This is a genomic window from Micromonospora sp. CNZ309, assembly GCF_002846525.1.
The window spans coordinates 2,266,499-2,276,979 of record NZ_PJNG01000001.1; the positions used below are offsets into that span (position 1 = coordinate 2,266,499).

Sequence of the window (10,481 nt, forward strand, 5' to 3'; positions counted from 1 at the left end):
TTGCGGGTCAGGACCGGTCGGGCTGCGGCAGCCCCGCGGCGAGGGCGGCGAAGGCCTCGTCGACGAGGTCGGCCAGATCCGGCTGGGCGGGGTGGGCGGCCCAGCGGGTCATCGCGGTGCGCAGCACGGCGCCCGTCACGGCGGTGACCAGCGCGGGGTAGCCGTGGTCGGGGTCGACGCCGACCCGCGCCGCGACGACCTCGACGATGGCCCGCTCCGTCTCGGCGTTGCCGGCCACCAGGCGCGGCAACAGCGCGGGGTTGCGCGCCACCACGTCCATCCGCAGGCACCACAGCTCGCGCTCGGCGCGCACCTCGTCGATGACGTCGTCGAGGGCGGTGCGCAGCGCGGTCAGCACGGGCACCTCGGGCGGCACGGCGGCCAGCCGGGCCACCAGACGGGCGGCGTCGCCCGCCTGGTCACCGACCAGGGCGTCGTCCTTGCAGGCGAAGTAGTTGAAGAACGTACGCGGGGAGACGTCGGCCGCCTCGCTGATCTCCTCCACCGTCACCTGGGCCAGGCCGCGCTCGGCCACCAGGCGCAGCGCCGCCTCGGTCAGCGCGGCCCGGGTCCGGCGCTTCTTGCGGTCGCGCCGGCCGGGAGTGGGCTCGATGCTGGCGGAAGTCACGCGAGGACACTACAAGCGATCTTGCAGAACCTGCAATCTTTTATCAAGTGAAGTGATGTGGCCCATCCCGACGGCACCGTCCCTGGTCACCGCCACGCGGCCGTCACGGCGTCCCCGGCGCCGGTCGTCGACGGGGAGGCTCCGCCTGCCCGGCGACCCGCCGGTCCACCGGCCGGAGGCCGCCGGCCGTGAGCAGCCGGGCGATCGGAAGCGTCGCCGCGCCGAGCGCCACCGCGTCGACACCCAGCAGACCTAGCTCGATCGAGGCCTGCTGGTACGGCTGGCGCAGCGCCTGGCGGCCGGCGGCCTCCCGCACGGCCGGCAGCAGGTCGCCCAGGGCCATGCCGGCCCAGCCCCCGAGCACGACCCGCTCCGGATTGAACAGGTTGATCAGGTTGGCCACCCCGGCACCGAGGTACTCCGCCGTCTCGGTCAGCACGCGCCGGGCGGCGGCCGAGTCGTCGGCGGCCTCGATCAGGGCCGCCAGCTGGGACTCCTCGTCCCCGCCCGGGACCGGGCGACCACCCCGGGCCTCCCGGTAACGGTCGACGACGGCCGCCGCTCCGACGTAGGCCTCCAGGCAGCCGCGGGCTCCGCAGCGGCAGGGCCGCCCGCCGTAGAGCAGGGTGGTGTGCCCCCACTCCCCCGCGCTGCTGGAGGCGCCCCGGTACGTCACCCCGTCGGTCACCACCGCGGCGCCGACCCCGGAACCGACCAGCGCGAAGACGGCGTGCCGGGCCCCCCGGCCGGCGCCGAACCACATCTCCGCCTGCCCGAGCGTCTTGGCCCCGTTGTCGATGTGCAGCGGCAGGTCGGTGCCCGCCGCGATCAGCCGCTCCAGCGGCACCCGGTCCCAGCCGAGCGACTGGGCGTGCACCACGGCCTCCGGGCCCTGCTCGACCACCCCGGACACGCCGACGCCGACGCCGAGCACCTCGTCGGCGGCCACCCCGGCCCGGGCGGTGACCGCGCCGATCCCGGCCAGCACGTGCCCGGCCACCTCCGCCGGGTCCGTCCGCCGCGACGCGAGCGGGTACGCGACGCCGGCGAGCGGGGTCATGGCGAAGTCGAACAGCTCCACCCGGACCCGGGTCTCCCCGACGTCCACCCCGACGACGAACGCGAAGCGCGGCGCGACCCGCAGCATCATGCCGGGCCGGCCGCCGTCGGACCCGACGGCGCCCGCCTCGACGACGAGCCCTTCGTCGATCAGGTCGCCGACCACGTTGCTCACCGCCGGCTGGCTCAACCCGGTGCCGCGGACCAGGTCCTGCCGGGTGAGCGGGCCGTCCAGGAAGACCTTGGACAGCAGGGCGGACCGGTTGCGCATCCGGACGCCCCGGTTGGTCGCGCGCGCCAGCTCCACCTGCCACCCCGATCCGCTCGGCCGCCCGGTGCGACTGTACGACCCCGTCCCCCTGAGACCGCGTGTGCTCGGGACGTCGACCGGGCGCCGGCCCCAGCGGCGGGCACCGGCCACCGGCCCGCCCGGGTGCCGGCGACGTCGGCCGGCAGCTGCTGTCGTCGTGTCGGCGCCCGGGATGCCGATAGGGTCGGGGCCCATGCGGACGAAGCAGGAACTGGGCGCGGCCATCCGGCGGGACCGGCGGGCCGCCCTCGTCGTCAACGCCCACTCCCGCCGGGGCCGCCAACTGCACGAGCAGGCCCGGGCACGGCTGACGGCGGCCGGCTTCCACCTGCTCGGCGACCATCCCGTCGAGCAGCCCGGCCAGCTCGAACGCGCCCTCGCCGCGGCCGTCGACCTCGGGCCGGACCTGCTGGTGGCCGGCGGCGGGGACGGCACCCTCAGCACCGCCGCGCGGCTGCTCGCCCACCGCGACATGGCGCTCGGCCTGCTGCCGCTGGGCACCACCAACAACTTCGCGCGCACCGTCGGCGTGCCGCTGGAACTCGACCGGGCCGTCGACGTGCTGGCCGACGGCACGGTGATCGACGTCGACCTCGGCCTCGCCGGCGACGTGCGGTTCACCAACCACGTCGGCGTCGGCCTCTCGGCCGACATCATGCTCCGCACGCCGCCGCGCCTGAAGCGGGTCATCGGGCGGCTGGCGTACCCGCTCACCGCCCTGGCGCTGCTGGCCCGGCACCGCCCGCTGCGCGTCACCGTGCGCGCCGGGGACGCCCGGCACGAGTTCGTCACCCACCAGGTGTACGTGGCCAACGGCGGCTTCCACGCCGGGCGCCCGATCGCCGCCGACGCCGACGCCGACGACCGGCTGCTGGTCGCGTACCCGGTCGGCGGCGCGGACCGGCGTGGCCTGGTGCGCGACACCGCCCGCAACGCGGCGACCGGGCACCGGCGCTCCGTCGGCGACGAGCCGTTCCTCGCCGTCGGGGAGCTGTGGCTGGAGACCGACCGGCCGGCGCGCGTCGAGGTCGACGGTGAGCTGTGCGGCCGTACGCCCATCCGCATCGGCCTGGACGCCAACGCGCTGCGCGTGATGGCGCCGGCCGGCAGCCCGGACCGCTGAGCGACGTGGCCGGCCGGGGCCGCCCCGGCTGGACCGCGCCCGCACCCGGCGCGCCACGGCGACCCGGCGCGCCACCCGGCCCGGCGCGCCACGGCGACCGAAAGCGCGCTAGCGCGGCCGGTCCGCCGCGTCGAGGGCCGCCAGGAAGTCGGCGACGAGGTCCTCGGTGTCCTCGATGCCGGTGGAGACCCGCACGAGGCCCTCGGCGATGCCGGCGGCGGCCAACTGCTCGGCGTCCACGATCCCGGCCCACATCGAGCGCGGGTGCACCACGAGGGTGCTGACGCTGCCCAGGCTGGCCGCCCGCTTGGCCAGGCGGAGCCCGTCGAGCAGCGCCGCCGCCGCCCGCCCGTCGTGCAACTCCACGCCCAGCACGCCGCCGAAGCCCGTCATCTGCCGCCCGGCCAACTCGTGCTGGGGATGCGTCGGCAGCCCCGGGTAGCGCACCCGCCGCACGACCGGGTGGCCCTCGACCGCCCGGGCCAGGGCCAGCGCGTTGGCGTTGTGCCGCTCCACGCGCAGCGACAGCGTGCGGATGCCGCGCAGCAGCAGCCAGGCGTCGATCGGGCCGAGCGTGCTGCCGGTGACGATGGCGGTCTGCCAGACCCGGTCGACCAGGTCGGCGGAGCCGACGATCACCCCCGCGGAGAGGTCGGAGTGCCCGCCGAGGTACTTCGTCCCGCTGTGCCACACCAGGTCGGCGCCGAAGTCCGCCGGCCGCTGGTTGACCGGGGTGGCGAACGTGTTGTCGACGGCCACCAGCGCGTCGTTGGCGTGCGCCAGTTCGATGACCGCCGCCAGGTCGGTCAGTTCGAGCAGGGGGTTGCTCGGGGTCTCCACGAGGACCAGCCGGGTCTGCGGGCGCAGCGCCCGCGCGAACGCCTCGGTGTCGGTCTGGTCCACCTGGGTGAAGGCCACCCCGAACCGGGCCAGCAGGCCGGTGACCAGGGACGTCGTGCCGCCGTACGTGCTGCGCTGCACGACGACGTGGTCCCCGGCGGAGAGCAGGGCCAGGGCTATCGTGCTGATCGCGCCCATGCCGGAGGCGGTGACCATGCCCGCCTGCACGCCCTCCAGCTCGGCGACCACGGCGGCGACCTGCGCGTGGTTCGGGTTGCCGTAGCGGGTGTAGAAGCCGTGGCCCCGCGTCTCGGTGGCGAGGGCGGCGAACTGCTCGTCCGACTCGGCGCTGAAGGTGGCGCTCTGCACGATCGGCGGCGACACCGCCGCGCCGGGGCTCAACCCGTCGTCGCCGTGGACAGCGATCGTGCCGGTGCCGGTCACAGGGTCTCCTCACCACGTCGTCCGGGCCGGCGACGACGGCCCCTCGGACCGCCAGTGCCGGCGTCGACCTACCCGTCGGGAGCGTACCCGGAGCCGCGACCGGCGACTCCCGGTCCTTCACGCCGCACCGGGAAAGCGCTTACCATTTCCATTGACATCGACGTCCATGGATCACGGGCCGCCCAACGGGCGGCGTCCGCGATCCTCCTCCCACAGCACTGCCCGAAGGAGCCCCATGACACCACCCGACTCCCCCCGACACGCCGGCCGCCGTCGCCTCGCCCTGGGGGTCACGGCCGCACTGGCGATCGTCGGCGCCGCCGTGGCGACCGGACCACGGCCCGCCGCGGCGGCCACCGTCGACCCCGCCGCCAGCTACGTGCTCGTCAACCGGCACAGTGGCAAGGCCATGGACCTGTGGGGCTGGTCCACCGCCGACGGCGCGCCGGTCAACCAGTACGCCCGCAACGACCTGGCCGTGCAGCAGTGGCGCTTCGTCGACGTGGGCGGCGGCTACCACCAGATCCGCTCGGCGCACAGCGGCAAGGTGCTGGAACTGCCCAACGCCGAGGACGGGGTCCAGCTCGTCCAGAACACCGCCGTCGGCGGCAACACCCGTCAGCACTTCCGGCTCGCCGACTCCGCCGGCGGGTACGTCCGCCTGGTCAACCGGCACTCGAACAAGGCGCTCGACGTGTGGCAGTGGTCCACGGCCGACGGCGCGATGATCTCGCAGTACCAGGATCTCGACGGCGCCAACCAGCAGTGGCAGCTGGTCGACCTGGGCTCCGGCGGCAGCGGCTGCGGCACCGGCGCGTACCAGGCCGAGGCGGTGCTCAGCGGCGGCACCTGGACCGCCCGCAACGGCGGCACCACCGTGTACACCGGCGGCGACATGCGCGCCGCCGTCCAGGCAGCCGTGAACAGCCTCGGCGCCGGGCGGACCAGCAAGCAGCGCGTGGTCGTACGGGGCTCCGGCTCGATGAGCGCCGGCTCGCGGATCTCACTGCCCAGCTACACCGCGATCGACGTGTGCGGCACCATCAACGTCACCGGCTCGGGCAGCGGCGACCAGGCGCCGATCTACTCCCGCGGCACCCGCCAGGTCGAGGTCGGGCACCTCACCGTCACCGGCACCCCGCTCTACGGGATCTTCCTGCGCAACGTCACGGACGTCGTGCTGGGCCGGATCGACATGCGGCTCGGCGGCGGGCTCGGGATCCGCATCGACAACCGCGGGGACACCAGCCAGTGGAGCCGCAACGTCCGGATCGACACCGCGTACGTCTCCGGTGCCAGCTCGCACGCGGTGGAGACGTACGGCGTGGACGGGCTGACCATCGGCACCGTCACGGCGCGCAACGTGGGCGAGTCGGGTCTGCTGCTCAACCAGACCATCAACGCCACCGTCACCACCGTCGACGCCGATAACGCCGGCGCCGGCACCGGGTACGCCGCCTTCCGGATGGCCAACCGCAACGGACGGGTGGGCTCCGGCTACCCGACGAACGTCCGGGTGGGCACCGTCCGGGCGCGCGGCGGCGGCCGGGGGATCTTCTGCGTCTCCGAGTCCGGCGGCGCCACCATCGACCGCGTGGACATCGCCGACACCGGCAACAACGCGATCCTGATCGAGAACTGCCAGGGGGTGGACATCGCGGCCGGCGGCGGCACGATCAGCGGCGGCGGCGAGGTGCGGCTGGCCGAGCGCACCGAGTTCCCCGGCAACCGGGACATCACGCTGCGCAACTTCACCCTGGTAAACAGCCGGATCGTGGAGAACCCCTGCGCGGACAACCTGACCATCAGCAACGTGCGGCTGAGCAACTCCACCGTCGACCGCTGCTGACCGGGGCGGCCCGGCGGGTCGTACGGTCCCGTCCGGCGTCGTGGTCCGGATGGTCGGACGGGGCACGGTCGCCACGCGGGCGTCCGTGCCCCGTCCTCCCGCCCGGGCGGTCCCGGCCCCGAGGGGGGCGGGACCGGCTCCGCCCGGACGGAGAACGCGTCGGTCAGCCCGCGACGGAGCGGAAGACCGGGTAGTAGCCGCCGGACTGGCCGGCCGCGGTCGGGTGGTACGAGACGCCGAGGGTGGCGAAGTTGAGGGCGTGCAGCCACTTGTCGCCGTAGCTGCACAGCTGGTGCCCGACGAACTGCGCACGCACGTCGGCGAACTTGAAGCCGGCGGCGACGGCGGCGCTGCGGGTGATGTCGTCCACCAGGTTGATGCCCTCGTTGATCTTCGCCCGCGAGGTGGCGCTCAGGCCGACGCAGACCGTGCCGAGCTGGTAGAAGACCGGGTAGCCGACGACCACCACGCGGGCGTTGGGGGCCCGGGTCTTGATGCCGTTGTAGACGTTGCGCAGCAGGCCGGGCAGCTGGGCACGGGCCTTGTCCTCGGCGGCCTGCACGGCGGCCACGCACTGGGTGGTGCCCTGGAGCACGCAGGTGGACATGATGCTGGCGAACCCGACGTCGTTGCCGCCGACCGTGACGCTGACCAGGGTGGTGGTGGAGCTGAGCGCCGACAGCTGGGTGTTGATCACGCTGGTGGTGGTGGCGCCGGAGCAGGCGACCGAGCGGTACGACGCGGGCTTGATGTTGGCCGCGTACAGCGCCGGGTATGCCTTGGTGCTGCGCTGGCAGGAGCCGCTCTCGCTGGTGTAGCTGCCGGCGCCCACGCCCGAGGCGTACGAGTCGCCGAGCGCCACGTAGCGGTCGGTGGCGGCGGCCTGGGCGGGGGCTGCCATGGTGAGGCTGACGCCGAGAGCCGTGGCCAGGCTCAGGGCGAGGGAAACGAGACGGGTTCTCCGCACGTCGCACTCCGGGGGTAGAGGGATCGAGTGCGAGATTGATATCACCGAATATTTAGGAATGAAAGATCCTGCCGGAACTTTTAGGGGTGCCGGCAAAGTCCTACCGGGTTTACGTGCCGACACCGGTGCCCGGCAGGGGTCGCGCACGCCCCGACCGGGGTCCCGGCCGCGCCGCTCGGCGGACGTGACCCCGGTCGGGGCGTGCGCGGACGGGACGGAGCGTCAGCCGGACGCCCCGCAGGCGCCCGTGGCGGTCGCCACGAACACCGTCTGCACCTGCTCGCCGTCGGCGAGGCCGGGCACGGAGTGCGCCCGTACGTCGACGAAGCCCGCCCGGCCCAGCGCGGCCCGCCACCCCGCCACGTCGAGCAACGGCGACGCCGGCACCCGCGGCTCGTCGTCCGCGTGCCGCCACCACCCCTCGGCCAGGCCGAACGTCAGCGTGTTGTAGTCGAGGCGGCTGGTCATCTCGTTGACCACCAGGACGCCGCCCGGCTTGAGCAGCGCGTGGCAGTGCCGCAGCGCGGCGGAGATCCGCAGCGTGGCGTGCAGGACGTTGCTGGCCAGGACCACCTGCATCGACCCGGGCTCGAAGCCCTGGTCCTCGGGCGCACCCTCCACGTTGTAGCGGGCGAAGTCGACGTACGGTCGGTCGGCGCCGAAGCGCTGCCGCCCCAGCCGCAGGAACGCGGGCCCCACGTCGGTGTAGGAGTACCGCAGCCGCTCCGCCCGGTCCGCGAGGGCGTCCAGCACCGGCCCACTGGTGCCGCCGGTCCCCGCGCCCACCTCCATGACCTGGGCGAAGGAGCGCGGATAGCGCCGCAGGAACTGCCGGACGTGCTGCTGCACGAGCGCGGCGCAGAGCCGGTTGTGGAAGTCGAGCTGGACGTTGTCCCGGTAGATCGCGGAGACCAGCTCGGCCGAGCCGCCCGGGAAGAGCACCTCGTTCGCCGGCCGGTCACCCCGCACGACCCCTACGAGCTGCGTCTGGCAGGCGACCAGCAGGGGCACGTACCCGGCGGCCTCCGGGTGCTCCCGGCGCAGCGCCGTCGCCGCCGCGTCGACCGCGTCGTCGTCGGCGAGCCCGGCCGCCTCGGCGACGCGGTGCGTCACGGCGAGCCGGTCGCCCTGCCGGCGCAGCAGGTCGGCGCGTTCCAGCAGGTCCAGCAGGGCGTCACCGAGCCGCTGGTAGCCGGCCGCCACCGCCAGCCGGGCCAGGATCTCGTCCCGAACGGCGGTGCTGCCGGCGGCGGGCAGCACGCCCGCGGCGGCCAGCCGGGCCGCCAGCAGCCGTCGCCCGAAGTCGGTCACCGCCTCGAAGGAGGTGCGGAACCGCGCGTGGCGTTCCTGGTCCACGTCCACGAGCGGCTGCGGCGCCGCCTCGACGTCCGGTGCGGTCACGATGCGCCCTCCACGGTGCGTCCGGCGGTGCCGGTCAGGTCAGGTGCGCGGCCAGGGATGCCACGGCACGGGATGCGGTCGGCCGGTCGACGAGCTGCGCGCAGAGGTCCGCGAGCAGCTCCGCGCGCGCCGGCACGAGATAGAAGTGGTCGCCGGGGAACGCCCGCAGCCGGAAGCCGCCGGTGGTCAGCTCCGCCCAGGCGGAGACCGACTCCCGGTCGCAGGCCGGGTCCCCGGTGCCGAGGTACGCGGTGATCGGCGCGGACACCGTCCGCGCGGCGCGCGGCAGGTGGTCGTGGATCAGCCGCAGGTCCGCCCGGAGCGCCGGTACGACCAGCTCCCGCAGCTTCGGCGAGCGGAAGACCAGCGCGTCCACCTCGCCCAGCGCGGCGATGCGGGCGAGGAACTCCTCGTCGTCGAGGTGGTCGGGGTGCTGGTCGATGCGGGTGACGTGCGGGGCGCCGTGCCCGGAGACGAACAGGATGCTCGGCACGACGCCGAGCCGGTCCTCCAGCCGGGCGGCCACCTCGTAGGCGACCGAGGCGCCCATGCTGTGGCCGAACAGCGCCAGGGGACGGTCCAGGTACGCGGTGAGTGATTCGGTGACCCGGTCGGCGAGCACGTCCATCCGGTCGACGCACGGCTCACCGAGCCGGTCCTGCCGGCCCGGGTAGCGCACGGCGAGCAGGTCGACGGAGTCCGGCAGCCGGGCCGCCCAGGGCTGGAAGAAACCGGCGGAGCCCCCGGCGTGCGGCAGGCACACCAGCCGCAGCTCCGCGTGCGCGCCGCCCCGGAACACCCGCAGCCACGGATCGCCGCCGGACGGCTGGCGCAGGGACATCTCGGGCACCTTCCTCGGTCGCGCCGGTCAGTCCGACATGGCCACCAGCACCCGGCGGTCGCCCGTGTACGGGCGCCGGCCGTGCGCGGTGAGCACGTTGTCGATCAGCAGCAGGTCGCCGACCCGCCAGTCGACGTCGACCGCGGCCTCCAGGCCCCGGTCGCGGATCTGGGTGACGTACTCGTCGGGGATCGGGGAGCCGTCGGCGAAGGTCACCGACTGGGGCAGCTCGTCCGGCCCCATCACCTGCGTCATCACCCGGGCGATGTCGTCGTCCAGGCCGGCCGGGTGCCACTGGTCCGCCTGGTTGAACCACACCTCCGCCCCGGTGACCGGGTGTCGCAGCGTGGCCGGCCGGAGCTGGGTCACCCGCAGCCCGTCGGCGGTCCACTCCCAGTTCGCGCCGGCGCCGGCGAGGAACTGTTCGACCTCGTCGCGACTGTCGGTCTCGAACGTCTCGCGCCAGCTCTTGCCCAGCCCCATCCCGTCGTGCAGGTTCTGCTGGTAGCGCAGGCCGCCGGCGAAGTCCGCGCGCAGCTGCGCATCCAGCGAGTCGAGCCACAGCTCGGCGTCGACGACCGGGGTGGCGCCGCCGGTCTCCGCCGCGATCTGGCAGAAGAAGAGCAGCCGGGCCGGCCACCGGGCGGCGTACGACAGCTCGTTGTGCATCGAGATGGTGTAGCGGGCCGGGTACTCGGTCGACGTGTAGACGTTGCGGCCCACCTTGGTGCGCGGCGAGTTGCCGTGCACGTACGCCAGTCGCCTCGGCAGCAGCAGGTCCATCACCGGGTCCAGGGTCTCCGGCCGCACCCCGAAGCCACGGAAGACGAGCGCCTTCTCCGCGGTGAGCACCTGCGCCAGGTCCAGCTCGCGCAGGTGGTCGACCAGGCCCTCGGCGCTCGGCGCGCAGCCGGCGCTCTCCGGGGTGATCTCCAACGGTTTCCAGCTCGCGTGCTCGTTCATTCCGGGGCTCCTCACCGTCCCAAGCCGTGCGATCCCTCCCAGGCTCTGCCGCTCCG

9 protein-coding genes are annotated in these 10,481 nt (G+C 74.4%); 2 read left to right on the forward strand and 7 right to left on the reverse strand.

Features of this window, described 5'->3' with window-relative positions; all coding sequences use genetic code 11:
* Positions 1-7: 7 nt before the first annotated feature.
* Positions 8-628, reverse strand: a complete 621-nt coding sequence (locus CLT72_RS09205; RefSeq protein ID WP_486484202.1) for an acyl-CoA-like ligand-binding transcription factor — start codon at positions 626-628, stop codon at positions 8-10.
* Positions 629-731: 103 nt separating this feature from the next.
* Entirely contained in the window at positions 732-1,994 is a 1,263-nt protein-coding gene (locus CLT72_RS09210; RefSeq protein WP_101410820.1) for an ROK family transcriptional regulator, read from the reverse strand.
* Positions 1,995-2,190: 196 nt separating this feature from the next.
* Between CLT72_RS09210 and CLT72_RS09215 the strand changes: the two genes are divergently transcribed.
* Positions 2,191-3,120 (forward strand): diacylglycerol kinase family protein, encoded by a 930-nt coding sequence (locus CLT72_RS09215; RefSeq protein WP_101410822.1) that lies wholly within the window; start codon positions 2,191-2,193, stop codon positions 3,118-3,120.
* A gap of 108 nt (positions 3,121-3,228) precedes the next feature.
* Here the strand turns inward: CLT72_RS09215 and CLT72_RS09220 are convergent, their stop codons facing one another.
* Positions 3,229-4,404, reverse strand: a complete 1,176-nt coding sequence (locus CLT72_RS09220) for a trans-sulfuration enzyme family protein (RefSeq protein WP_101410824.1) — start codon at positions 4,402-4,404, stop codon at positions 3,229-3,231.
* Between the two features lie 235 nt (positions 4,405-4,639).
* Here CLT72_RS09220 and CLT72_RS09225 point away from each other — a divergent pair, with 235 nt between their 5' ends.
* Positions 4,640-6,253, forward strand: a complete 1,614-nt coding sequence (locus CLT72_RS09225; protein WP_101410826.1) for an RICIN domain-containing protein — start codon at positions 4,640-4,642, stop codon at positions 6,251-6,253.
* Between the two features lie 163 nt (positions 6,254-6,416).
* On the opposite strand, the gene CLT72_RS09230 is transcribed toward CLT72_RS09225, so the two are convergent.
* The 4 genes from CLT72_RS09230 to CLT72_RS09245 form a co-directional block, all read right to left on the reverse strand.
* The gene (locus tag CLT72_RS09230; protein WP_088999778.1) at positions 6,417-7,220 is read right to left on the reverse strand and encodes an SGNH/GDSL hydrolase family protein; all 804 of its coding nucleotides are present in this window, start codon (positions 7,218-7,220) and stop codon (positions 6,417-6,419) included.
* Positions 7,221-7,442: 222 nt separating this feature from the next.
* Positions 7,443-8,621, reverse strand: a complete 1,179-nt coding sequence (locus tag CLT72_RS09235; protein ID WP_101410828.1) for a class I SAM-dependent methyltransferase — start codon at positions 8,619-8,621, stop codon at positions 7,443-7,445.
* 34 nt (positions 8,622-8,655) lie between these two features.
* Positions 8,656-9,462 (reverse strand): thioesterase II family protein, encoded by an 807-nt coding sequence (locus tag CLT72_RS09240; protein ID WP_101410830.1) that lies wholly within the window; start codon positions 9,460-9,462, stop codon positions 8,656-8,658.
* 27 nt (positions 9,463-9,489) lie between these two features.
* The gene (locus CLT72_RS09245) at positions 9,490-10,425 is read right to left on the reverse strand and encodes a TauD/TfdA family dioxygenase (RefSeq protein WP_101410832.1); all 936 of its coding nucleotides are present in this window, start codon (positions 10,423-10,425) and stop codon (positions 9,490-9,492) included.
* Positions 10,426-10,481 lie beyond the last annotated feature (56 nt).